At 37.9% G+C, this 23,146-nt stretch carries 22 protein-coding genes; 14 read left to right on the forward strand and 8 right to left on the reverse strand.

The window, feature by feature from the left end; genetic code table 11:
- Positions 1-61 precede the first annotated feature (61 nt).
- The 13 genes from AC106S_RS09220 (at position 62) to polA (ending at position 17,314) form a co-directional block, all read left to right on the forward strand.
- Positions 62-2,557 carry an ATP-dependent Clp protease ATP-binding subunit gene (locus AC106S_RS09220; RefSeq protein WP_482438780.1) on the forward strand — a complete coding sequence of 832 codons (2,496 nt, stop codon included), beginning with the start codon at positions 62-64 and terminating at the stop codon, positions 2,555-2,557.
- A gap of 78 nt (positions 2,558-2,635) precedes the next feature.
- Entirely contained in the window at positions 2,636-3,508 is an 873-nt protein-coding gene (locus tag AC106S_RS09225) for a lytic transglycosylase domain-containing protein (protein ID WP_482438781.1), read from the forward strand.
- A gap of 392 nt (positions 3,509-3,900) precedes the next feature.
- Positions 3,901-4,314 (forward strand): type VI secretion system tube protein TssD, encoded by a 414-nt coding sequence (tssD, locus tag AC106S_RS09230; RefSeq protein WP_482438782.1) that lies wholly within the window; start codon positions 3,901-3,903, stop codon positions 4,312-4,314.
- Positions 4,315-4,518: 204 nt separating this feature from the next.
- Complete coding sequence (locus AC106S_RS09235; RefSeq protein WP_482438783.1) at positions 4,519-6,717, forward strand: type VI secretion system Vgr family protein; 2,199 nt, start codon at positions 4,519-4,521, stop codon at positions 6,715-6,717.
- The gene (locus AC106S_RS09240) at positions 6,718-7,779 is read left to right on the forward strand and encodes a LysM peptidoglycan-binding domain-containing protein (RefSeq protein WP_482438784.1); all 1,062 of its coding nucleotides are present in this window, start codon (positions 6,718-6,720) and stop codon (positions 7,777-7,779) included.
- Positions 7,780-7,789: 10 nt separating this feature from the next.
- Positions 7,790-8,368, forward strand: a complete 579-nt coding sequence (locus AC106S_RS09245; protein ID WP_482438785.1) for a hypothetical protein — start codon at positions 7,790-7,792, stop codon at positions 8,366-8,368.
- Positions 8,369-8,389: 21 nt separating this feature from the next.
- Positions 8,390-9,757 carry a hypothetical protein gene (locus AC106S_RS09250; RefSeq protein WP_482438786.1) on the forward strand — a complete coding sequence of 456 codons (1,368 nt, stop codon included), beginning with the start codon at positions 8,390-8,392 and terminating at the stop codon, positions 9,755-9,757.
- A 147-nt stretch (positions 9,758-9,904) separates the two neighbouring features.
- The gene (locus AC106S_RS09255; protein ID WP_482438787.1) at positions 9,905-10,354 is read left to right on the forward strand and encodes a hypothetical protein; all 450 of its coding nucleotides are present in this window, start codon (positions 9,905-9,907) and stop codon (positions 10,352-10,354) included.
- A gap of 35 nt (positions 10,355-10,389) precedes the next feature.
- Positions 10,390-10,776 carry a tetratricopeptide repeat protein gene (locus AC106S_RS09260; RefSeq protein ID WP_482438788.1) on the forward strand — a complete coding sequence of 129 codons (387 nt, stop codon included), beginning with the start codon at positions 10,390-10,392 and terminating at the stop codon, positions 10,774-10,776.
- Between the two features lie 414 nt (positions 10,777-11,190).
- Positions 11,191-11,622 carry a tetratricopeptide repeat protein gene (locus AC106S_RS09265; protein ID WP_482438789.1) on the forward strand — a complete coding sequence of 144 codons (432 nt, stop codon included), beginning with the start codon at positions 11,191-11,193 and terminating at the stop codon, positions 11,620-11,622.
- Between the two features lie 293 nt (positions 11,623-11,915).
- Complete coding sequence (gene tssD / locus AC106S_RS09270; protein WP_482438790.1) at positions 11,916-12,326, forward strand: type VI secretion system tube protein TssD; 411 nt, start codon at positions 11,916-11,918, stop codon at positions 12,324-12,326.
- A 115-nt stretch (positions 12,327-12,441) separates the two neighbouring features.
- The gene (locus AC106S_RS09275) at positions 12,442-14,205 is read left to right on the forward strand and encodes a hypothetical protein (RefSeq protein WP_482438791.1); all 1,764 of its coding nucleotides are present in this window, start codon (positions 12,442-12,444) and stop codon (positions 14,203-14,205) included.
- 274 nt (positions 14,206-14,479) lie between these two features.
- A complete protein-coding gene (gene polA / locus AC106S_RS09280) occupies positions 14,480-17,314 on the forward strand; it encodes a DNA polymerase I (RefSeq protein WP_482438792.1) in 2,835 nt (944 codons plus the stop codon).
- A 193-nt stretch (positions 17,315-17,507) separates the two neighbouring features.
- Here polA and AC106S_RS09285 read toward each other — a convergent pair whose 3' ends face one another.
- From AC106S_RS09285 to AC106S_RS09320, 8 genes are read right to left on the reverse strand one after another with little or no spacing between them, the layout of a single operon-like run.
- The gene (locus tag AC106S_RS09285) at positions 17,508-18,239 is read right to left on the reverse strand and encodes a hypothetical protein (RefSeq protein WP_482438793.1); all 732 of its coding nucleotides are present in this window, start codon (positions 18,237-18,239) and stop codon (positions 17,508-17,510) included.
- Positions 18,240-18,293: 54 nt separating this feature from the next.
- Positions 18,294-19,022: a protein phosphatase 2C domain-containing protein gene (locus tag AC106S_RS09290; protein ID WP_482438794.1), complete on the reverse strand. Its 729-nt coding sequence runs from the start codon at positions 19,020-19,022 to the stop codon at positions 18,294-18,296.
- Between the two features lie 19 nt (positions 19,023-19,041).
- A complete protein-coding gene (locus AC106S_RS09295; protein ID WP_482438795.1) occupies positions 19,042-19,353 on the reverse strand; it encodes a hypothetical protein in 312 nt (103 codons plus the stop codon).
- 11 nt (positions 19,354-19,364) lie between these two features.
- Complete coding sequence (locus AC106S_RS09300; RefSeq protein WP_482438796.1) at positions 19,365-20,036, reverse strand: DUF6000 family protein; 672 nt, start codon at positions 20,034-20,036, stop codon at positions 19,365-19,367.
- 41 nt (positions 20,037-20,077) lie between these two features.
- On the reverse strand, positions 20,078-20,713 hold the full coding sequence (locus AC106S_RS09305; protein ID WP_482438797.1) for an FEKKY domain-containing protein: 636 nt from the start codon (positions 20,711-20,713) through the stop codon (positions 20,078-20,080).
- 45 nt (positions 20,714-20,758) lie between these two features.
- On the reverse strand, positions 20,759-21,229 hold the full coding sequence (locus AC106S_RS09310; protein ID WP_482438798.1) for a hypothetical protein: 471 nt from the start codon (positions 21,227-21,229) through the stop codon (positions 20,759-20,761).
- A gap of 55 nt (positions 21,230-21,284) precedes the next feature.
- Positions 21,285-21,845: a hypothetical protein gene (locus AC106S_RS09315; RefSeq protein ID WP_482438799.1), complete on the reverse strand. Its 561-nt coding sequence runs from the start codon at positions 21,843-21,845 to the stop codon at positions 21,285-21,287.
- A gap of 5 nt (positions 21,846-21,850) precedes the next feature.
- Positions 21,851-22,249 (reverse strand): immunity 22 family protein, encoded by a 399-nt coding sequence (locus tag AC106S_RS09320; RefSeq protein ID WP_482438800.1) that lies wholly within the window; start codon positions 22,247-22,249, stop codon positions 21,851-21,853.
- Positions 22,250-22,482: 233 nt separating this feature from the next.
- Between AC106S_RS09320 and AC106S_RS09325 the strand changes: the two genes are divergently transcribed.
- On the forward strand, positions 22,483-23,127 hold the full coding sequence (locus AC106S_RS09325) for an MgtC/SapB family protein (protein WP_482438801.1): 645 nt from the start codon (positions 22,483-22,485) through the stop codon (positions 23,125-23,127).
- Positions 23,128-23,146 lie beyond the last annotated feature (19 nt).

The following is a 23,146-nucleotide window of genomic DNA, read 5'->3' on the forward strand; positions in this document are numbered from 1 at the left end:
ACACCAAATTATCTGGAAGAATAAAAAGAACACAGACATATTAATATAAGAAAAATTATCAATGGGAGTACTCGTAACCAACGAAACAGTAAAACAGCTATTTCATATTGCCCAGTCAATAGCGAAGGAAAACTATAACGGAACATATGGCGGCCCGCACATTCTGCAGGCCCTGATGCATAAAGATATCGGACTTAATGAATTTCTGAAAAGCATCGATAAAGATCCCGGATACTTCTACGAATGGGCAGACGTCCGTATCGAAGAATATCCCAAGACAGCCCATCTTCCGGATGAGGTAGCTCAGGATGATGCAGTAGATACCCTTATTGAAGAAGCAGACGATATCCGGTTAAAATTAGGTCTGGACGAAATCACCCCGATCTGTATCCTTACCGCCATCGTAAAACCTCAGGTTGTCTTTTCTCTTCAGCAGTTGAAATCATTACCGCTGAGAGAGCACGAAATCTTCAATCTGTACAGGAAAGATACCCCGTTTACCGTATCTGAAGATGGAGATTTCTCTTCACTTTTCTCAAACGGATCAGACTTTACAGATTCATCATTTCCTTCCATTAAAAATTATTGTGTAGACAGAACAGCACAGGCCAGAAAAGGAGAGCTTGAAAATATTATAGGAAGAGATAAAGAACTCAGAATGCTCGTTGAAATTCTTTGCCGAAGAAGCAAGCCGAATGTTATCATCATCGGTGAGCCTGGGGTAGGGAAAACAGCTCTGGTAGAAGGTTTTGCCATCGAAATTACCAAAGGAAATGTTCCTGAAATGCTCAAAAATGCTACCCTTTTGGAACTGGATACCGGGGCACTTCTTGCCGGAACCTCTTATAAAGGAGAAATTGAAGACCGTCTGAAAAAAGTCATCAACGAATGCAAGAAAATTGAAAAAGCCGTTCTTTTCATCGATGAAATCCATACTTTACTGGATCCGAAAGGAAGTATCGGGAACGTTGCCAACCTTCTGAAACCGGAGCTTGCAAGAGGCGAAATTACCGTAATTGGGGCTACTACCCAGGAAGAATACAGAAAGATCATCGAGCCGGAACAGGCTTTTAACCGCCGTTTTGAAGTGCTTACCGTAAATGAACCGGATGAGCAGACCTGCGTAAAAATGATTGATGTACTTCTTGAAGGATATAAAAAACACCACGGCATTGAAGTGGAAAAAAATGCACTTCCGGAGTGTGTACGCCTGGCAAAACGATATGCCAAAGGCAAAAAGCTGCCGGATGCCGCCATAGACCTGCTGGACAGAACTATGGCCGCAATCAAAATGCTGGACGAGCTCTCTGAAAAAGAACTGGAAAGCTGGAAAGAAAGCTATGAAGCCATTCTGAAAGAAGAGTATACAGACAACAAACACCAGGCAGACGAGCTGATCTGGACCTACAATTTGTTAAGAGATAAAATAAGCCCTATTTTATGGGGATCACTGAGTGAGCAGCCTGCACTGGACAATGCTATGCCAATAGAGCAGATTCAGAAAATAATTGATGATACCTATGCTGAACTTTTACAGCATGCAGCCACAAAAAGAGAAAAAGTAGGCCGTCTGGAACTGGCAGCTGTAATGGCGGCAAAAACCAATATTCCTATCGGGAAAATCCAGGCTCAGGAAAAAGAAAAACTCCTGAATATGGAATCCATGCTTATGAACAGGGTGGTAGGACAGGATCATGCACTGAAGATTCTTTCCGACGCTATTGTAGAAAACCGAAGCGGACTGAACAAACCGGGACAGCCTATCGGATCATTCTTCCTGCTGGGACCTACCGGAACCGGGAAAACCGAGCTGGCCAAATCTATGGCAGAACTTCTTTTCAATGACGAAAAAGCAATGGTACGCTTCGATATGTCGGAATTTAAAGAAGAACACTCTGCGGCCCTGTTATACGGTGCGCCTCCGGGATATGTAGGATATGAGGAGGGAGGAATGCTCGTTAATAAAATCAGACAGCAGCCTTATACCGTAGTTCTGTTTGATGAAATTGAAAAAGCTCACCATTCCGTTTTTGATGTGTTCCTGCAGATCATGGATGAAGGAAAAGTTCACGATAAATTAGGAAAAGAAGGAGATTTCAGCAATGCGCTGATATTATTTACTTCCAATATCGGAAGTGAAGAGATCGTAAAACAGTTTGAAGAAGGGAAAATACCCGAATCATCTTCACTCATGCAGATCATGTCCAATTCCGGAAGATTCAGACCGGAATTCCTTGCGAGAATTACCGAGATTATTCCTTTTGCCCCGATCACAGAATCTATCGCCGAAAGAATCTTCAATATTCAGCTGAAATCACTTCACGCCTCTCTGACAAGGCTTGGGATGGCTTTAAAGATCAGTGATGAAGCCGTGAAAAACCTGGCATTAGGAGGATTCAGCAGCAAATACGGGGCAAGACAGATCTCAGGAGTAATCCGTGCCCAGCTGGCAAGACCGATCTCCAAAATGATCGTAAGGGAAGAAGTGAAAACCGGGCAGACCATTCATGTCGACTGGAATAAAGAAGAAGAAAAACTAAACTGGAAAGTAGACTAAAGCACAAAGCGGATCTGCTCATTGGCATTTTCGCTTTTTATCCTTTTACTTTCTGTAAATAACAGTAAAACACTTAAAATGAAAACTTTATTCAAAAATATCTTTACAGGGCTGATGCTGGCAGGTACTTCCGTGCTGGTAAGCGGACAGTTTCTTGCTGCCTCCGATACCTCAGAAGGCAGTGTAAGGAAATACCAGAATATCATTAATTCCAATAAAGATATTGTTAAATATATTGAATATTCACTGGCACAAAGAGGATTGCCGAAACATCTGAGAAATCTGGCAATGATAGAATCCCATTTTAATGAGAATATCACATCAGGAGCCGGTGCAGTAGGCGTATGGCAGTTTATGACCGCGCATGCCAATCAGTACGGACTTACCGAGGAAGCACGCAGGGATGCATATAAAAGCACCAGAACGGCCGTAATTTCTCTGACTAATCTTTATAAAAAGTACAACAATTGGATAACAGTGGTAGCTGCGTACAACTGTGGAGAAGGAAATATTGCCAAAGCCATGCAGGCAGCAGGTTCTACTCAGTATCACGAGTTTTCCAGGTTCCTTCCGGCAGAAACCATCAACCACGTAAAGAAATATTTAAATGCCTGTTATGCGACAGGGGAACTGGAAAGTGTTATCAATAACTATAACTCTTCACGTATCAATAAGATTTTCTTGACCGAAGGCGGCTCCCAAAAATATGCAGGACCTTCTCTTGCCGAAACAGAAATTAATGCAGGATTTAATCTCAATATTATTGCAGATGAATTAAAAGTAGAAGTCGATAAAATTCTTGCCTGGAATCCGGGAATAGAAAATGAACTTCAAAAAACAGGAGAAAGTTTATTTTATCTTCCTACTGACCTTATGCCGGATTTTCTATTAAGAAAAAATAAAATTCTTTCCCGTTCTATAAAAGAAGGAAGTAAAATGCAGCAACAATAGATCAGCCATCTTTTTTTATACAGTAACAACAGCCATACTCTCCAAGTTATGGCTGTTTTATTTAGCTCCGCCTGCATGCTGCCAAGAGATAAAGATGTAACTACGTATGTTAAAAATGTCTTAAAAATACCTTAAATAAAACTTAATATTTCTCGTGTGAGTGTGAAAAAATGATGTTTTTTTTATCTTGTAAACTTATTGAAACTGCCTGTTGTATGGTGTTTGTGTGATATTTTAAATCAAAAGTCGTAGAATTACTACACCAAATCGTAGAACTACTACAATTTTTCAGATTTATGATGAAAAGTTTTTTTTTAATAAAAGGTCCTTCTATATTTGTTCAACAATCAATCACCAAATCACGAAATATTAACGATTAAAATTTACAAATCATGGCAGCAAATTCAAGAGGAATCTTAAAATTCAACGGAGGAGAAGGTCAGAAACTGTTAAAGCTGAATTACAGCGTATCAAGAACTACGGACGTTTCAGGACGTGTAGCATCAGATCCTTCCAACGCACTTATCAAAGTTACAGTAGAAGCTACTGAAAAATCAGACATCCTTGAAAGCTTACTGAACGGAAAGTATAAGCCGACAACCGGAGAAATCACTTTCAACAAATCTCACGAAGAAGGTACACTGATCACCCTGAACTGGGAAAACGGATACGTGATCCAACATGAGGTAGACTTCGATGCAATTGATGAAAACAGTATGCTGATCAGCTTTGTAATCAGTGCGGAAACCATTGACTATGGTAACTCCAAATATTCTGGAATGTGGCCTTCAGACGGTAGCAGATAAATCCGTACATCATCTTAGTAAAAATAAATTGGTACAGGATAGGATATTCGAAAGAATATACTATTCTGTTTTTCCATTTAAAAATACTAAATCATAAATATTGATTTCTATGCATTGGTAATCAGTATTTTAAATAGATGTAACAGTCCATGGAAGAGAAAGATATTCTCTTTGTAATTCATTTAAACTAAAAAAACACACATTATGTTTAAGGATGACCAATCGATAAAAGAATTTACCCCGGATAATAATATGAATAGTCTGCCAGGGGAAAAACAGCTGACAGATGCTGTAAATAGTGACGTTGTAAAAACAGCAGAACAAAAATTGGATGGTGTAGGAAAAGCATTTCAGAAAAATATTCAGGAAACCCGGCAGGCATATTCAAATACCGCGCAGGGAACCAATATGTTCATGAATCAGACCCTGATACCGAATGATCCTTCCATTGTGGAAAGCAAAGTATGGTCTAAGCAGCCGACCTCCAAAATTCATAATGTTGAGGGAATTATTGAAAACCATATTGCAGGAATCAACCGTGTTGTAAAGCTTGATATTGTGATCGAAGGACAGATCATTAAACATTTCAAGCACTTCAGGCTTGCGCAAAATGCCTCCAGACATCATGAATTCAGCCTTACCCTGGCTCATGATACTTTGGAAAGTGCAGAAAATCACAACCTGCAGGAAGCCCAGAGCTTCTTAGGAAAAAGAATCACCGTAGTATTTAAATATAAAGATGTAGAGCAGGGACCTGAACGTAATTTTGTAGGCGTAATCACAGAAGTGGGATTCAGCCAGGAGAAAGGAAGTTTGGGAAATATCGTACTCACAGGATACAGTCCGACCATACTTCTGGATGCGGCACCTCATATCCAGAGTTTTGGCGGTGCACAGCCGGTCAGCTTAAACAGTATTGCCGATCAGGTAATCAGAGAAGGACTGGGACAGAATAAATTCGATTTCAGAGTAGACGCCCAGTATGGAAATGTTCCTTACAGCTCTCAGTACGAAGAAACCCATTATAATTATCTGGCCAGAATAGCCGAAGCTTACGGAGAACAGTTTTATTATGACGGTGAAGTACTGCATTTCGGAAAACTTCCTCCTCAGGAAAAACCCGTGAAACTAACCTATGGCAGCAGTGTAAGCGATATTGCGATCAAAATGAAAGCACAGCACGTAAGCCCAAGTTTTTACGGTTACAACAGCAGTAAAAATGAAAAACTTACCGGTGGCAGCCCGAAGATCAGCCATACCTCAGATATTGCCAAAAGGGCATATGAAATATCAGAAAGAACCTTTACTACTCCATCTTTGAGAGTTGCTCCTATCAAAGCAGCTTCTTTCATGGATATTGATGCTTCACAGAAAGGAACTGCGGGAAGTTCTGCCTCAGAAGTGTTTATCACATCCGGAACCACAACCGTTCCGTTCCTGTATCCCGGATGTACTGCAGATATTGAAATGCGTAAAGCAGATACTAATGATACCGCTTATTTCACCAAATTAATGATCATCGGAATGGTACACGAAGTAGATGCCAGAGGGTATTATGACGGTCATTTTGAAGCCATAGCAGCGGATACCGGATTTATTCCCCGTCCGGAATTCCATACTCCAAAAGCAGAACCTCAGTTTGCCAGAGTAATATCCAATACAGACCCATTAAACCAGGGAAGAGTGCAGGTACAGTTCGACTGGCAGAACGGGCCGGATACCACAGAATTTATCCGCGTAATGTCTCCTGATGCCGGAAGCAGCGATAAAGTCAATAAAAACCGTGGTTTCATGTCTGTTCCGGAAGTGGGAGACCAGGTAATTACCAATTTCGTACACCAGCATCCTGACCGCCCGTTTGTAATGGGAGGAATGTTTCATGGAGGTATTGGTGCAGGAGGAGGAGCGGGGAATAATATTAAAAGCTTAAGCAGCAGAAGCGGAAACAAGTTAGAACTGAATGACGGGGAAGGCTCTGTTTTCCTAACCGACCAGGGAGGGGCTAATATGAAATTTGACGGTGCAGGAAATGCTGAAACCAACACTAATAATAATAAGATCGTAAATGTTGGAAATGATAATACAAAAACGGTCAAGAATAATAATACTACAAATGTAGGTTGTAAACACACAACAGATGTAGGAGAGGGGCAAAGCGTTTTAACTATGGGGAAAGATGGAGTAATAGATTTAAACGGAGCTCAAAAAGTAACATTGAAAGTGGGAAATAGTTTTATAGAAATAACAGGTGATAGTATAAAATTACAAAGCACTAATGTTACTGTAAGCGGATCTTCAACGGTAACTGTCGACAATTCAAGTGATACGGGATGTTCACTTACTAATATATCACTCAATCCAAGTAATATTTCTATTACGGCAACAAAAGTAGAAATTAACTAAATGAAGTTTATACAATATAAAATACAGAAAGGAGATACCATAGTATCAATAGCTGAAAAATTTGATCTTAAAGTGGATGATTTAAAAAACTTTCATAATTCAAAGTGTGGTGTGGCAAGTTTAATCATTACAGATAAGCTTCCGATACATTTGAAATATGTGATTATAAGTGATCAGACTTACAAAAAATCCATGTTAAAAAGCCATACGGTTGAAGAGCTAAAATTTAATAACATAGCCAGATACCGGTGTGAACAACTTAATGTAAGTAAGATAAATAATGAAACCATTACGCTTTCCGCGAGTACATATACTGAGTTCTTAGTTGAAAAAGCGGATCATATCGATATATTTAATGTTGATATGACAGATTTTAATTTTTCAGTAGATCCTGTGGCTTATGAAAAAGGATTTCAATTAGCCCAAAAACTGGATAAATTAAAAGTCCCTATAAAATTCAATATTGCTGAGACCGGCTGTATGGATAAAATATACAATCAGGAAGAAATCGGGAAAAAATGGGTGAAATTTAGAGATTTTAACCTGATTAATGATGAAGTATATAAAGAACTCATATCTCAGGCTCCTAAGCAGGCAGATGATATAATCTCAACCGGAAATAAAGAATTTTTAGATAATGGTAACCTCTCTAAAATGATGGATAAAAATTTGTTTTTCCATGTTTTTGGGAAGGCTTATCAGGGGGAGAGCCTGAAAGATTATGAACTTAATCAGTTTTCTCAGCTATTCCCTAATATAAACTTAAAAACAGATGTTGTTAAATCTTTAATAAGTGAGGATGAAAATTTTTCAACCTATCGACTTGTGGGAACGCTAAACAAAAGTAATTTATCTGAGGATTCGCTAAAGGAAATGTATGATAAAATTTATAAACCTTTGATTAAATTTGGTTACACAGAATTTAATTTTATATATCGAATAAGATATACGGTTAATAAAAAGAATAATATGCTCAAGGAAGGAAAGGTTTCAATTGCTGAAAAGATTAAAAATAACTTTGAAGTTATTACAGAGTATATTATTAAAAATGTTGAATTGTAATTTTTAAGATATGGGAGAAAAGACTGAGACAAAAATAGAGTTTGTTGCGTTAAGATTCAGTACATTATTTTTTATTATTGTTATTGGAATTTTTGTCCTCTTGGGTATATTTCAGTTAAAAAATATAATAAGTAATACTACCCAGATGATGTATTGGGTTGTATGTATTGGTGTGATTTTTACATTTTTTGCCGTATTTCTGTTCTGGAAAACCAAAATAAGAGGTAGTATAGAATTTCAGAATGAAGTATTTACCATTCAAACTCAAAAAAAAAATCAGTTAGATATATTTCCCTATAATGAAATTACAGATTATAATATTTATAATTTACCCATTAAAAAAATGGGGGTAGTTTTAAGAATTAATAGGACCAAGAACTCATTTTATTGGTTTGTTTTTGAAAATAGTAACTTTTTTAATACGATGACCATTATAAGAAATAATTTACAGAATAAGTTATTTTCAAAAAGAATGTCTTTTTTAGACTACGCCATTAAAGGCTTTTTTTTCTTGCCAATAGTTTTGTTAGTTATAAGTATATTACTATTGGTTGGAGGATTGATATATATGATTTATTTCTTAGAATGATTCATTTTAAATTAACAAATTATGAGCGTTTCATATATTCCACAGAATAAAGTGTTTGCTGTTTGTACTTTTCAATTAAGTGCATCACCACAGAAATTTTCTTTTAGCAGAGATAAATTAAGTGTTTATTATCAAAATACAGATCAACCACTGCTTACTGTTGATGACAAGAACCTTATGGAAGAATTTACTTGTAAATCTCCCTGGAATCTGGCGGGAACACTATTGGCTTTTGGAGCAGGGCTTATTGTGGGGGCCTTACTTTTATCCAATCCTGTTGGCTGGGTGGTTGCGGGTGCTATTGCTGTTGGGTCATTAATGGTTGTTGGAGGTGCTGTTGCTACCATTGTAGCGGCTACCCATAAATGTACAGGACCTTTAAAAGGAGGTCAGTGGTTTTTGGCACATAATAGTGTTAAAATCAATGGAGCTTCGGCTATTACGCGTTCTTCCATTTTAAAGTGTAAAAGTGATGGTGTTCTTACTCCATTTTTTGATGAGGCATCAGCAAAAGCCGCAGCAAGTTCTATTGCTTCAAAAAATAGGTGGGAACTGGCAATTAATGTTGTTGCTTCAGGTTTTGCAGGTGGTTTGCTTCCTGCTTCTATTCTTAGTATCGGAGCTGCTTCTATAATGGGTAAACTCACTGTTGCGGGAGGAAGGTTTGTTTTTGGTTTTTTTGCATTCAGTGCGGTTAATTATGTGTTTAGAGGGGGCATCAGGGGTTATCATGAGACTTTTGGAGATAGTCGAGATAATGTAACCTACGATCAAATGAACAATCACTCCGAATACATAACAAATGAAAAAGGTGAAGTAAAAAAAGAAAATATAGATAAAAATAATCCTGTAGGAATGCCCAGTAAGCCTGATGATTTTGTACAAGATTCTCATGATCTTCTTGAAATAAAAAAAGACGGACCATGGTACAAGATCACATCCTACAAAAAAAGTATTGTACTGGGAAAGATTACCAATATTCCGGTTACAACAAAAATACTTGTACAAAGTGTTGAACTTCGGAATCAACTCAATAAGCTTGAAGGACTCAGCAGGCCGCAATTACGTACGAATCCATTGGCCCAACAATTGTTAACGGATCTGAATAATGGTAAATATCCAGAATGGAAAAACGGAATAAGATTTTATAATAATGGAAGAATGACCCCTAGTATGGTAGATGACGGTCGTACAGCTATTGGTAATAATGTAAAGACTAATTTTAATAATACCCTAAAAAGTGCAGGTAATGGTTTACTTTTTATAATACCATTTATCGGGACATTATTTTCCGAAGAAGCAAGGTTGGATATAGCAGAAGGAATGGCGAGTGATATGGCAGCAGAACCAAATGGAAGCAGTATAGTAGCTGATCATCCGGTAGATTAAAAATATTTATTTTTTATTATCAGGATCGGAAAAGATTTTCATGTCCAGATGTTTACTAAACGTTAGGCCTAAATGATTATGCAGAAGGAAAAACTATTGAAGAAATTGATAAAATAACACAATCTACAGGACCGCAAATTCCAAAATTTGGAGATGCTGATCCTTATGCCGATGCAGCATATTAAAGATGATTATAACCCAAGAACTTCAGAATATGAGATTTGGGATCATAGACAGGAGGCTGCACTTTCTACAAGAGATGCAAACATTTCAGAATCAAATCCACAATATTCCAATACTAGCGATCCACGAGCGATCCGCGAATTAAACCCTCAAGTACTTACAGATAATCCGACTCCTACCCATATGTCCGACATATCAGGAATATACGTTGATAGAATTGAATCAAGATATGAATCTGGGCAGCAGCATCATCTAACAAATGCTAATGATTTAAAAACAAGAGGTTTTGCAACTATGAAAAATGCATGGCCTTCTCCTTTAGAATGGGCAATAGATGTTTATAATATTGGAATGAACTGGTTATTGGAAAAACCTATCGAAGAATATAAAGAATCTTTAAAACAGGAGTTTTAATCGGAATTATTGTTTTTATTATTGCATTATCTTTATTGTATGTTGTTGGGAAAGATACTTTTAAAGTAAATGATGCCATATTTAAAGACGGAGTAACCTATTATGATAATAAACAATTTGAAGCAGCTGAACAGACATTACAGACTGAAGCCGATAGAGGAAATAAAGATGCTTATCCATATTTAGGACACATTAAATTGATTCTTAATAAACCCAAAGAAGCCGAGAAATATTTGCTGTTGGCTTTGAAAGATTTAAAAGATAATTCCAATATACCAGTAAAACAAAATGTTCTGTTTAATTTGGGGAATGCTTATATAAATCTTAAAGAAGATAATAAGGCTAAAATTTATTTGCAGGAATCAGCAAAATTGGGGAATCCCGATGCTGAAAAATTATTAATTAAATATAATTTAAAGTGAAATTGAAGGTTTTAACTTAAAGATTCGGAATGAAAAACATAATAATTTTGAAGCGAGAAACTCTCTTTTTAAATTAATAAAATATAAAAAGAATATAAAGAGCTGGTCACTACTGACGTGTTGTTTTAAAAACGAAACTTTTATAAATGAAAGCTTAAAGATGTGAGCAGGCCGGATAGTGATAATGAGTACCTTGGTAAGGCAAAGCTTTTTTCAAGAAGCTGAGAAGTTAGGAAACCCCAATAGTAAAAGAAATCTTCAGATTTTGGATTCTTTAGAACATGTCTAAAGCAAATAAAGATCACCGCAACAGTTATGTAAATGTATTATAATGATATTGTTAATTCGAAGGGGTGAAGTATGATCAATCTTGAAAATCAATGTGAGTTCTATCTTTTTAGAAATGTTAATATAATGAGAAAATTAATTGCAGTTTTAGGAGTGATGCTGTTATTGGGTTTTATGTCCTACAAATTTTTATTTAAAAAAGAAGATGAAAAATACCTGGACCAGGGAGTAGAATATTTTAATGAAAATAGATATAAAGAAGCTTTATTTTATTTTGAAATGGCTGAAAAATTAGAGAATACTGAAGCCTTAAAATATTCCGGAACAATTTATCTTGAATCTGGTGATCCTCAAAAAGCAATTCCTAAGTTGGAAAAATATATAAGTAAGATGGACCGTAATGATAACGACTCTAAATTTGTATTAAATGATTTAGGAGTTGCTTATTTTAAGCTGAACGATATAGAAAATGCAAAAAAGTATTGGAAAAAGGCCGCAGCATTAGGAAATGTAACAAGTTCAAATAATCTGAAAGAGCTTGAAACAAAATTGAAATAATGTTGTTTCAGTTTATATTGTATTTAAAAAAGTAGATCATTATTCAAAATGGGGAAGATCCCAATACTTATTTGAATACATCAATCCTGAAAAAGAATATTGAAAACCCTTTCCCTAAAGCTGTTTACCCATCATATTATATCAAAAGTCGTAGAATTACGACATCAAATCGTAGTATTACTACAATTTTTCAGATTTGTACCCAAAAACTTTTTCCATGAAGAGATGGGGCCTATCTTTGTTCTGTAATCAATCACTATTCACAAAACATAAACACTTAAAATTCACCAATCATGGCAGCAAATTCAAGAGGAATCTTAAAATTTAATGGAGGAGAAGGTCAGAAACTTTTAAAGCTGAATTACAGCGTATCAAGATCTACCGATGTTTCAGGACGTGTAGCATCAGACCCATCCAATGCACTTATCAAAATTACAGTTGAAGCGACTGAAAAATCAGACATCTTAGAGAGCCTGTTAAACGGAAAATATAAGCCTACATCAGGAGAAGTTACTTTCAATAAATCTCACGAAGAAGGAACTCTGATTACCCTGAACTGGGAAAACGGATATGTAATTCAGCACGAAGTAGACTTTGATGCTGTTGACAGCAACAGTATGCTGATCAGCTTTGTAGTGAGCGCAGAAACCATCGGCTTTGGAGGTGCCAAGTATGAAGGATTATGGCCGTCTTCAGGAAACTAAGTCCACAGTCTTTTATTAAAAATAACACCGAAGCAGGATAGTGAATGTACTATTCTGCTTTTTTATATCCCGGGTAAATCTTTGTAGCTTTGCCTGTCTATAATCAGAAATAACTTTGAAAACTCATACCTTAATTACTGCTTTCACCTGCTTCTCTTTACTGTCCGTAAACCTTTCCGGCCAGAGAGCCACACCCGATCCGGAGTATATCTTCCGTGGTCCGGTAAAGACCATGTCATTATCTGCACAGGATTATTCCGAAGAAAAAAAAGAACTGAAATCCTATTTTGAATATGATAAAAAAGGACGGAAAGTCAGGGAAATATCTCCTTACAGTACAGGAAGTGAATATTACTATGCAGATCAGGACACAGAAAATCCTGTTCTCACAAGACTTTACAGTAAAGAAAATAATAAGGAATTAAAAATAAGCCTTGAGGATACAGACGCTCACGGAAGAAAAAATCTCAGTGGTGATATCGAAAACGGAAAATGGTCCTACTATTATATTTATGACTACGGAAACAAAACAAATGAGATCAGATGGTTTGCAGATGGTGAAATATACCATCGCGAGACCCGGGAAACCATAGATCTTGAGAAATTCAGCATTCCTGATGGGTTTGTGCCTTTTGAATGGGACAGGAAACTGTCTAAGGGAACAGATGTGCGAAAGATAACATTTTCCGGTAATGATGATAATCATGATCTCAGCTTTGAATTTGTACAGAAAGGAAATCCGGAAAACAAAGTAAGTTTTTATTATCACGGAAACGATGTTTATGATGCCGGAAGAGGAACATGGTACCGATATGAGAACGGTAAATTAACAGAAGAACGTTATGTATACAGCGGATCCGAACTTTCCGACTTCGGACACCGTTATACCTACAATAACAAAGGTCTGCTGATTTCAGATCATTATGGCTATTTCAGCAAAATGCCCAATGTTTTCATGCAGAGGAAAACCTATCAGTATAACGAAAACGGAGACTGTATACAGGAAATACAGGAGGCAGAAAATGAGAAGCCGTTTGTGATCCGCAGAGAATATCAGTATGATAACGGGAAGAACTGGATAAGCCGTAAAGAAATATTTGAAGACGGTTCCGGAAGAACCATTACCCGTCATTTTGAATATTATAAATCCGGTGAGGAAAATATCAGAAACAGTCTTACATCTGATGTTTTCAAACAAAATCTGGCACTCCTGCGGCAGTATAAACCGGCAGCAGAAAAGCTATACAGAGATTATCTTTCGGCCCGGAAGCTGAAAAATGAACAGATGCCCGAAACAACAGATTACAGGAAACTGAGATCCGCGAAATGGCAGGACTTTTTACCCTTAAAACAAAAGCTGGATACACTTACCACCGGAGACCTTAATAAGGACGGGCTGGAAGATATAGTATTCGTTTATGAACAGGAAAAGCTTCTTAAACATGAACGCAATGAAAAAAGAATCCTGAGAATCCTTCTGAAACAGCCTGACGGCAAATATATGATGGCTGCCGAAAGCAGTGGTGCCGTAGCCGGAGAAAATATGAATAACGTATTTTTTTCCGGAATTGAAATTAAAAAAGGACTGCTCATCATTGATCACGACTTCCTGAGAGGAGGTGCAGTACACAAATACAGATACCAGAACAACGGCTTTTATCTGATTGGGGCGGAATCCCGTTCAGGAGATGCTTCCCATTATTCAAGCATAGATTATAACCTCAGCACCGGAAAATATATGGCCGTATTTGAAAATTCAGAATCAGATCCACAGCTTCCGGAATCGTATAAAAAAGATGGCGTAAAAAAGATTTCTCCCTTACCGGAAATTGAGACTTTTGAGTTGTTCTCGCTGGAAGTGAATGGGAATATGCTTTAATGCGGGAGAACAGAGATGATGGACGGATAGATGGGAGAGGAATGGTGAATAATCAATTTTGCGGGGCAGGTGAATGAGTGAATCTGAGAGTGTAAGGTTCATAAAGCAAGAACATAGATAACAGACAGATAGATAATAGGCATTCCGGTTAAGAGTAAAATATAAAAAATGAATCAGAAACAGGCTTTACCTGATCTGCTGTCTGTTCCCTAAAACCGTCATCTGGCCTACCAACTTATACCCCTTTTTCTTATATTTGTTCATTATAGACAATATGGACGCAACACAAGATAAAAGACTCTTTCTCATCGATGCTTATGCGATGATCTTCAGAGGATATTACGCACTGATCAGGAATCCTAGACTCACCAGCAAAGGGCTGGACACTTCCGCTGTTTTCGGTTTTACCAACTCTCTGATCGAACTGATCAGAAGAGAAAAACCTACCCACCTTGCCGTTGTTTTCGACGTAGGCCAGGCCAGTGTAAGAACAGAAGACTTTTCAGACTATAAGGCCAACAGAAGTGAAACTCCTGAAGCCATTAAAATTGCCGTTCCATACATCCACAGAATTCTGGAAGCAATGCATATTCCGATTTTGGGAGTAGAAGGTTATGAAGCAGACGACGTAATCGGAACAATTGCCTGCAAAGCAGAAAAAGAAGGCTATACCACATTTATGGTAACACCGGATAAAGATTTTGCACAACTGGTGACCGACAAAATCAAGATCTATAAACCGGGATTAAAAGGAGGTGATATCGAAATTCTGGGCGTTGAGGAGGTTAAAGCAAAATATGAAATTGAAGACCCTAAACAGGTAATCGATTATCTGGCAATGATGGGAGATGCAGTAGACAATATTCCGGGACTGGACGGTGTTGGTGAGAAAACTGCCATGAAATTCCTTAAAGAATACGGAAGCATTGAGAACCTGCTGGCCAATACGGATCAGCTGAAAGGAAAACTGAAAGAGAAAGTGGAAGCTTCGGCAGAACGCGGAATCTTATCCAAAAAGCTGGCAACCATCATCTGTGACGCTCCCGTAGAATTCCACCAGGAACAGTACGATCTTGAAACTCCGGACTTTGAAAAAGTAAAAGAAGTTTTTGATGAGATAGAATTCAGAAGACTGTACGAAAATCTGTACAGGGCATTTGCTCCGGCAGCAGCTGAAACAGTAGTCGTAAGCGAAGTTGAGGTAAAACAGACCGCTTCAGGTACAGAAGTAAAGGGGCAGGTGATGCAGCTTGACCTTTTTGCCAATTTTGAAGAACTGGATCAGGCTACCTCTACCAAATCTACTATTGAACACAACGATCATCTGTATCAGTTTGTCAACAATCCGAAAGCCCAAAAAGTACTGGTTAGTAATTTGTTGAAACAGAGGGCGGTCTGTTTCGATACCGAAACCACTTCCCTGAATGAACTGGAAGCCGAACTTGTAGGAATGAGTTTCTCCTATAAAAAAGGACTTGCTTATTATATCCCTCTATCCGAAGATAAGGGAGAAGTATTACAGACTCTGGAAATTTTCAGACCGTTTTTTGAAAAAGAAGACCTTCTGAAGATCGCCCACAATCTTAAATTCGATTATAAAATTTTAAAACAATACGGGATTACGGTAAAAGGGGCCATGTTTGATACCATGATTGCCCATTACCTGCTGAATCCGGACGGAAGACACGGAATGGATTATCTTTCTGAAGTATACCTGAACTATAAACCTGTTTCCATTGAGACCATCATCGGTAAAAAAGGAAAAAAACAGGGGAACTTCAGAGATGCGGACCTGAGAACCCAAACCGACTATGCAGCAGAAGATGCCGATGTGACATTCCAGCTATACGAGCTTTTTGCCCCGCAGCTGAAAAAAGAAAACCTGGAAGAACTTTTCTTCAAAATAGAAATGCCGCTGATGGAAGTTCTGGCCAAAATGGAACTTGCCGGAATATCTCTCGATGAAAAATGGCTGGCTCAGGAAAGCGTAGATCTTGAAAATGATCTGAAACAGCTGGAAACCAAAATTTTTGAACTGTCAGGGGAAGAATTCAATATGAACTCACCCAAACAGCTGGGAGAGATTCTCTTTGAAAAGCTACAACTCGATCCTAAAGCTAAAAAAACAAAAACAGGACAATACGCTACCTCCGAGGACGTTCTTCAGAAACTTTCCTCGAAACATGAAATTATCAAGCATATCCTGGAATACAGAACTTACCAGAAACTGAAATCTACCTATGTAGATGCACTGCCTTCGCAGATTGATAAAGAAGACCAGAGAGTACATACCAACTTTTCCCAGACCACTGCTGCAACCGGCCGTCTGGCAAGTGTAAACCCGAACCTTCAGAATATTCCGATCAGAACACTCCGTGGGCAGCAGATCAGAGGAGCCTTCGTTTCCGGAGAAGGAAAGAAGATCATCTCTGCCGACTACTCGCAGATCGAACTTCGTCTGATCGCTGAAATTTCAGGAGAAGAAAATATGATCAAAGCTTTCCAGAACGGAGAAGATATCCATGCTTCCACTGCAGCCAAACTTTTTAAAATTCCGTTGGAAGAAGTTTCAAAAACCCAGAGAAGCCAGGCAAAAACAGTGAACTTTGGAATTATTTACGGACAGGGAGCATTTGCTCTGGCAGAACAGACCGGATTATCCAGAACCGAAGCCAAACAGATGATCGAAGCCTATTTTGAAACCTATCCGAAACTGAAGGAATATATGGCGGAACAGGTGAATAAAGCACGCCAACTGGGGTATGTGGAAACTATCCTGGGAAGAAAAAGGCATTTAAAAGACATCAATTCCAACAATTTTGTGGTAAGAGGTCATGCCGAAAGAAACGCTGTGAATGCGCCGGTTCAGGGAAGTGCCGCAGATGTTGTAAAACTTGCGATGATTAAAATCGATAAAGAACTGGACGCACAGAATCTGAAAACCAAAATGCTTCTGCAGGTTCACGACGAACTGGTGTTCGAATCTCCTGCTGAGGAAATTGAAGCCGCTTCAGCACTCATCAAAAAAGAAATGGAAAGTGCCCTTGAAACACAGGTACCGTTACTGGTAGAAGTGGGAGTAGGGAACAACTGGCTGGAAGCACATTAATCGATTATTTCTTCAGTATACATAAAAACTTCCGCACACCGGCGGAAGTTTTTTTATCACCATAGATTTCATACAGGCAAACTCATTATAATTTTTTCGCAGGATATTAAAGGCCTGAAATAGTGATAAAATCCCCTTTTGCTGTCATTTTCATTCAGGAAAATAAATAAAGTTGATTTTTATAAAATACCGGCTATTCGTGATTAATCATATTATAAACTTTTATCACCACTTCTTCCGGCGATGTTTTTTCAAACAGGTACTGCTCTTTTTTCAAAAGAATGGTTTTCGATTCAGAAGGCATATCCTCTTCCATAGTGTTCACGGTCTCGTGGATCAGTTTTCCTTTCATCGGTTCATAGTATAACGCAGAATGAGATCCGGCTCCCATATTGTATGTTTCCACATAAGTAAGGATCAGGGATCCGTTCAGGTATTTGAATTTGCTGAACATATTTCCGTTGGGTCCTATGTCATATAAATTGATATGCAGCTCTCCTTTCGTAATGCTGATATCTTCCGGGTCGTGCATTTTATACCCATATTCATTGTATTCAGCAGGAAAGACCTTATCTGATATTTTGTCCACTCTGTAAGACTGATCCGGGTTTCTAAGCAGGATCATCATCTTTCTTTCGCTCAGTGAATCATTTTTCTTTCTTACCACCAGCGCCATATCCGGAAGACCGTCCTGATTGAGATCGCCTTCCGCATCATATTGTATTTCATAGCCCCCCGGAACCAGATCTTCAGCTTTAGCGGCTGTTTTAAAAGATTCAGCTGGAAGCCCGGCATCTGTTACCTTATCATTCTTAACGGTTTTTACAGAATCCTGTTTTGAGGGCAGAGCAGCGGTTTTTTCCTTTTTTTGGCATGAGTAGAAGAACAGAAGGCATAAAACCAGTATAGGAAAGATTTTTTTCAAGACTATTTATTTTGTGGGTGTACAAATCTAGTATTTATTTCTTTATAAAATATCTTATAGAATGATTCTGATCATCGCGAGGTCATCCGTAGGTTTTACACCATAATGCTGTTCCAGATGTTTAAGCTTTCTGTTGAGCATCTCTTCAGTCTCATGATAGGTAAAATCAGTCATCAGATATTGGATAAAATCGATTTTATTCTCAGTATTTGCTTTCTTTACCTGGGTAAAAGTGAGGATTCCGTCCGTAGCAATAGAAACATCCTTCAGGTTTTCGAAAAACAGCTTCTGCTGCCGGGAATACCAGTCATCAAAATCCTCATGAAGATGATACGCTAAATAATCAGGCTTATTGTCTCTGTCGTATTCCGTTATTTTTCCATTGATGCAGATTACTCCGTCTCCGATGCTTAGAATGATTCCTTTATCTTCTTTTATATTGTAGAACAGGATGATCAGAGTAGCCAGCAGCTCTTTTTCGTCAAGCATCAGCTGCTTTTTTACAAGAGACACTTCTCTGAAGACACTTCGCATAATGTCTTTAAGCTCCTCGTCTATACTTTCAGGAGGTGTTTCATATAAATCTTTATATCCTTTTTCAATAACGGCTTTCCGTAATATTTTCCCAATCAGAACAGAGGCGAAATGACTGTCCAAAGCGGTAGAACATCCATCCATAACGGCACAGATGATTTTGTCCGAACCTATTTTTCGGATCATCAGATGGTCTTCACATTGGTTGGTATGATACTCTCCGATCTGTATAGCAGAATAAATATTCATCAATAATAATTAATAACCGTTAGAAGAATAGCTTTCCGTTGATAAGTTCCACAGCTTTTCCCGGTTCGTTATACTTCCAGCCCTGTTTCATGGCTTCCTTTATTTTGGAACGGATCAGGTACGGTGTGATTTTCATAGGCATTCTGCCATAATATCCGGATCTGCAGAATCCGGTATAGATCAGAAGAAGCTGTCCTTCGCTTTCGTGCCGCACGGGTATTCCATAATCCGAATCATGACCCTCTCTGTGTGAAACGGCTTTTCTTATTTTCCAGTAGAAGATTTCATCGTCTACAACGATTTTTCGGAGTCCTTTTTTTGCAATAGCCATTGTATTTTGTATTATAAACAGCATTTTCTAAGTTCATACAGAAGACTTATCTGAGAAGATAGCTGTTCTGTACTTATATTATAGACGTTGTAAGATTTGTGTACAGGAAATCCTCCGTTTCTGTATTCCTGCATTTTTTTCCAGTCATCTGTATATTTTGCAAAATGATTGGTTTTATTGATTCTGTCAAGATAAACAACGGTTTGTAAAACACTTTCCTGGTCAAAATAAAGATGAGGTTTTTGCAGATAATAATTAAGATACTGATCAAGATATTCCATCGTCTTCTCATTATTATAAAAAGCCAGAATAAGAGCATAAAGATCACCTGCATAGCATACTTCACTTTTAAGAAAATGAGTGCCGATAATATCAATATGATGTTCGTGATTTTTTACAGCAGAAAGGTAGGCTCCCACTGTTCTGGTCCTCCAGTTGAAGTCGCCCAAAAGAGCCAGGATTACTTCTTCAGTAATCTCGTTCTTAAGGTGTTTTATTTCTTCGGTCCAGGAACCGGAAGTATCTCTTATATTCATATAAAAAGGAACTACCCATTTATCAATGAATTCCTCGCTGAGCTGGAAATCATTTTTATAACTTACCAGATGAGTAAATATGGATGAATGTCTTACCGTGGCTCCTGCCGAGTGTAAATACATTTCGTTTTGAAGATCTTCGTTCATATTAGAATAGTATTGCTATATGGGTTTCTTGAGGTAAAATATTATTTACTTTCCGGATTTTTAGTTTTCTTCAAAACTTCAATCTCTCTGTTCATTCTTTCTTCCCAGTTTTTTCCGTTCCTCCTTTCCAGATAAATTTCTGTCAGTTCAATGTATTTTTCCTGTGCTTTAACGTCCATATGATCAAAAATGCAGCCGGAATTTTTAGCTGTGATACCATATTTTTTCCGGATACTGTCTATACTGTTCATTGTCTTTTGATCATACTGTGGAATGAAAAATCCACTGCCGTACATTCTGGTGACGCTATCATTTTTAATGTCCGCTTTGGCTTCCTGAATATAAAAATTTTCTCTTTTGGAAAGTTCCCTTTTATTTTCCATAAAACGGCTTACTGCTGTATAAACAAAAAATGCAAAAACGAGCAGATTCAGAATAGGAAATATCCTCATAAACTTATTTTTGAAGCTTAATTTTTTAATATCCAGGCTGCTGACCAGATAAGCAACTAAAGCGGTGGCAGCAAAAATAGCAGGCAGATACTGGATGCCGCTTTCACGGATCATTCGCAGAGGATTAAACCGGGAAGGATAATTGATGAAGTAACCCCCGAAAATATAAACGGTGACAACCAGCAGGATGATAATAACATTAAGGATGACGATTCTTTTATTCATAACGGCAGTTCCGGTATTAAGACAGGTTACAGAGTGAACGATTTCTTATCTGTTTATTCTTTCATATATAATTTCATCACTGGTAAAATGACCATTGAAACAGTTTTCCGGTGTCATATCAATAAGGTCAAACCACAGCTTGAAACGGTAGGTCTTTCCGAATATCAGGTCACGGTATTGTATGGTTTCTTGGATAGGAATAGAATACGTATAGGTTTGTCCGGGTTTCAGTTTCTTTGTCTTTTTAATACAGTTAATGCAGTCTACATCGGCTGTATGCTTTATAGCGACACCTGGATCGGGACTTTTCTCGTAAATGTCCGTCAGCTGCATTCTGTAAGCGGAAAAATCTTTATTGATCTTAATTTTTTCAGAACCGGTATTGGTTACAGACAGCCTGACAATTCCTTTATCCTGAAGACTATCCACATGATATACATACTTCAGCGGGCATTTCTGTTGAGCATACAGCCACATCATCTGAAGCATCAGAAAAAGAGATAACAGTTTTTTCATGGTTAGTTTATTGAATCTAAGATAACTAAAATTTCAATTAAAAATAAGACTCATCTCAGTAAGGATACTGCTGTTTAATGATTTTAAGTTTTTCTTCAAGATCCTGTTTAAGTCTTTCATTGATCTCAGGCCATTTTTCATCATTACCTGAATAAAATTCACGATAAATGCCAAGCAGCTGGAAAAAATTATTTTTATAAAGTTTCAGGGCTTCATAATTTTCATCAGAATTGAATTCTCTGTAATCATAATATCGGTAAAGCAGAAACTGCTCGTCTGAAGAAAGGCTTTCTTCAAAAGAAATATGAGTGGCAATGCCGGTTGCCTTTTTCAGGGTTATTTCTTCCGTCCGGAGCTGATGATATAAGAGACCGAGGATCGCTCTGGAAACGATTTCAGGATCTGCACCTCCGGAATTATTACGCAGGATCTGCATCATATCATGTCCGTTTCGGGTAGTGGAAATTTCAATGAAGGCATACTCAGACTCCTCTTCAGAAGCAAGTACAGAATCTGCCCATGAAGAAACAGCATAGGGCTGGAGTGCTCCCTGATCAAGAAGGATCATGAAAACACACAGCAGGTTTTCATGATCCTTTATCGATTTTCTGTTCATAAGAACTAAACCTTAAATTCAACTTCGCCCATATAATACAGGGAGTAATCATCCGTTTCCACGGAAACAGGTTGGGGAATGACAAATCTGCTGGCAAAAATAATGGCATTCACAGGGGTATCCATTCCAAGCTCGTTGATTTTCTGCTCTATCACCGGGAGCCATTCATCAGCATAAGAATACTCCGAAAACTTTTCATAGATCCCCAGCCTTTCATCTTCAAAACCATATTCTAAAAAATCATAGTCGAACCAGTTGATGTGCTGTGATTCGGCAAACTTTGAAACATATTGGTCATCAGACTCTTCACCGATATAATAATCGTCATTCTCTTCCACAAAACTATAAAACTCTTCTTCGCTTCTGAAATATCCCAGCCAGAAGTGTGAAATTTCTGTATCCATAAATTCTTTTTTTATTACCATATTGTAGGATCACCGGATTTCGGCGTCTCTGATAAGCCTGTAAAATCCGGGTGCTCTGTTTTTATATTTCCCAGGAAGAAAGTTTCCTGATTACAGAGCTTTGCAGATACAAAAATATTCAATTAAATCGGATATTGTTAAAAACCGCAGAAATCTGCGTGGGGAGTATGTTTTTTTATTGTAATTTTATTTTGGCTAAATTTTATATCTACATGGAATTTTTACAGGACCATTCCGTCCAAAATGAACTGCTGCTGATCCTGATTTCTGTTATCCTCGGGCTTCTGATCGGAGCAGAAAGAGAATACCGGAACAAATCGGCCGGATTGCGTACTTTTATTCTGGTATGTTTCGGATCCTGCCTGTTTACCATGCTTTCCGTTAGAATCGGAGTGGAGAATCCGGACCGTCTGGCGGCTAATATTATTACGGGAATCGGATTTCTGGGGGCAGGGGTCATCTTTAAAGGAGACAATAAAATCGACGGGATCACAACGGCAACAACCATCTGGGCAACGGCTTCCATTGGAATGGCGGTAGGATCCGGCTATGTTTATCTTTCCCTGGTAGGAACCGCCCTGGTTCTGCTTATTTTAAGCGCATTGATCTATCTTCAGGAATTCATAGACAACCGTCACAAAATCAGGGAATACAGAATAGCGGTTTCCGGGAAGGAAGATATAAAGTATTGCGAAAAAGTATTTGAAGATCATCATTTAAAACACCTTCTAATCAAGCTTCAGTATACCAAAGATAATCTTGCCGTTACCTGGAAGCTCACGGGAGATAATAAAGACCACGATAAAATAATTCAGAGCCTTATCAGTGATCCTAAAATTATCGCTTATCAGTTTTAAAATAAAAGCAAAAAAATAA

This window comes from Chryseobacterium sp. FR054 (genome assembly GCF_056844565.1).

What these genes read in the sequence shown, in the direction of transcription:
- AC106S_RS09220 (WP_482438780.1), top strand. Translation starts at nt 62, where the DNA reads ATGGGAGTACTCGTAACCAACGAAACAGTAAAACAGCTATTTCATATT.
- AC106S_RS09225 (WP_482438781.1), top strand. Translation starts at nt 2,636, where the DNA reads ATGAAAACTTTATTCAAAAATATCTTTACAGGGCTGATGCTGGCAGGT.
- tssD (WP_482438782.1), top strand. Translation starts at nt 3,901, where the DNA reads ATGGCAGCAAATTCAAGAGGAATCTTAAAATTCAACGGAGGAGAAGGT.
- AC106S_RS09235 (WP_482438783.1), top strand. Translation starts at nt 4,519, where the DNA reads ATGTTTAAGGATGACCAATCGATAAAAGAATTTACCCCGGATAATAAT.
- AC106S_RS09240 (WP_482438784.1), top strand. Translation starts at nt 6,718, where the DNA reads ATGAAGTTTATACAATATAAAATACAGAAAGGAGATACCATAGTATCA.
- AC106S_RS09245 (WP_482438785.1), top strand. Translation starts at nt 7,790, where the DNA reads ATGGGAGAAAAGACTGAGACAAAAATAGAGTTTGTTGCGTTAAGATTC.
- AC106S_RS09250 (WP_482438786.1), top strand. Translation starts at nt 8,390, where the DNA reads ATGAGCGTTTCATATATTCCACAGAATAAAGTGTTTGCTGTTTGTACT.
- AC106S_RS09265 (WP_482438789.1), top strand. Translation starts at nt 11,191, where the DNA reads ATGAGAAAATTAATTGCAGTTTTAGGAGTGATGCTGTTATTGGGTTTT.
- tssD (WP_482438790.1), top strand. Translation starts at nt 11,916, where the DNA reads ATGGCAGCAAATTCAAGAGGAATCTTAAAATTTAATGGAGGAGAAGGT.
- polA (WP_482438792.1), top strand. Translation starts at nt 14,480, where the DNA reads ATGGACGCAACACAAGATAAAAGACTCTTTCTCATCGATGCTTATGCG.
- AC106S_RS09290 (WP_482438794.1), bottom strand. Translation starts at nt 19,022, where the DNA reads ATGAATATTTATTCTGCTATACAGATCGGAGAGTATCATACCAACCAA.
- AC106S_RS09295 (WP_482438795.1), bottom strand. Translation starts at nt 19,353, where the DNA reads ATGGCTATTGCAAAAAAAGGACTCCGAAAAATCGTTGTAGACGATGAA.
- AC106S_RS09300 (WP_482438796.1), bottom strand. Translation starts at nt 20,036, where the DNA reads ATGAACGAAGATCTTCAAAACGAAATGTATTTACACTCGGCAGGAGCC.
- AC106S_RS09305 (WP_482438797.1), bottom strand. Translation starts at nt 20,713, where the DNA reads ATGAATAAAAGAATCGTCATCCTTAATGTTATTATCATCCTGCTGGTT.
- AC106S_RS09310 (WP_482438798.1), bottom strand. Translation starts at nt 21,229, where the DNA reads ATGAAAAAACTGTTATCTCTTTTTCTGATGCTTCAGATGATGTGGCTG.
- AC106S_RS09315 (WP_482438799.1), bottom strand. Translation starts at nt 21,845, where the DNA reads ATGAACAGAAAATCGATAAAGGATCATGAAAACCTGCTGTGTGTTTTC.
- AC106S_RS09320 (WP_482438800.1), bottom strand. Translation starts at nt 22,249, where the DNA reads ATGGATACAGAAATTTCACACTTCTGGCTGGGATATTTCAGAAGCGAA.
- AC106S_RS09325 (WP_482438801.1), top strand. Translation starts at nt 22,483, where the DNA reads ATGGAATTTTTACAGGACCATTCCGTCCAAAATGAACTGCTGCTGATC.